The organism is Mesorhizobium sp. M0159, assembly GCF_040322295.1.
GTDB lineage: Bacteria > Pseudomonadota > Alphaproteobacteria > Rhizobiales > Rhizobiaceae > Mesorhizobium.
In genome coordinates, this window is record NZ_JAMYTF010000130.1 from 1 (window position 1) to 1285 (window position 1285).

At 59.8% G+C, this 1285-nt stretch carries 1 protein-coding gene; it reads left to right on the forward strand.

Annotated features, from left to right (window positions below):
• Window positions 1-1106: amidase (locus NKJ32_RS35340; RefSeq protein WP_352830566.1), on the forward strand; the 1106-nt coding region annotated here is incomplete at its 5' end.
• Window positions 1107-1285: the final 179 nt, after the last annotated feature.

Sequence of the window (1285 nt, forward strand, 5' to 3'; positions counted from 1 at the left end):
TGTTCGAGACCGCCGGCGTTCTCACAACGGGCGGAAGTCCGGTTCTCAAGGACAATGTGCCAGACACATCGGCTCTGGTCATTACGCGTCTGGAGGAGGCTGGCTCTGTACTGATCGGCAAGGCGAACCAGCACGAGTTCGCGTATGGCGCGACGGGGGAGAACGGCTGGAGCGGTACGACACGCAATCCGTTCGACACCACCCGGTTGGCGGGAGGATCCAGCGGAGGGTCGGCGGCCGCGGTTGCGGCGGGCATCGTGCCCTACGCCCTGGGAACGGACACTGGCGGCTCGGTCCGCGTTCCAGCCGCACTTTGTGGAGTGGTTGGTTTCAAACCCAGCTTCGGGCGCATGAGCCTTCAAGGTGTCATTCCATACTGCTGGTCTCTCGATCATGGTGGGATCATTGCCAACAACGTGGAAGACGTGGCCCTCGTGCTCGACCAGACGACAGTTATTGGTCGGGCAGCGGTACCCAGGAACTTGAGGGTCGGAATTGTAAAGGGTTGGGCCGAAAGAAGTGACGCGCCCGTTCGCCAGGCCCTCCTCACGGCCAGATCCGCCCTCGAACAAATGGGGGCCTCGTTCACGGAAATCGAACTCCCGGACCAGGCGGAAGCAAGAACAGTTTCGCTGACGATACAGCTGGCAGAGTCACTGGCCTATCATGGCCCCAACCTCGTGCGTGCACGCTCATCATTCGGGGAGGACATGCTGAGCGGGATGGCGCTCGGACAGTTCCTTTCGGCAGAGAGCTACATCCAGTGCAAGCGCATGCTTGAGGTCTACAATCGGGCATTCTCAGAGACGATGAGCACCGTGGACGTTCTCCTGACGCCCGGCTGCCCGGTTACAGCCCCAAAAATTGGTGCGGTGCATGTCGAGGTGGGAGGTGACAGCCTGCCCGTAGGGAACGCGCTGACACTGTTCACGTCGTTCTTCAACCTTGTGGGGACACCAGCTATCGCGCTGCCCGTCCACGAGGAGAGATCCTACCTTCCTGTCTCAGCGCAGCTAGTCGGGGGACGCAATCGCGACTCCGAGCTTCTGGCGGTAGCACAGGCTTTTGAGGAAACACTTCGAGGAATAAACAAGCTCGCGGCCTAGCCGCTTCCGAATTCAATCGACTAAGCCGGCGAGAAGATCGGTCAATCCAGAGGAGTAACAAGATGAACAAGTTTCTTTATCTAGCGGCAGGCATTGCGACTGCTAGCATCTCTACCGTATCTTCCGTAGCCTTCGCGGCGGACCAACTGGTTGTCGCTTCGTTCGGCGGTGCCTACACG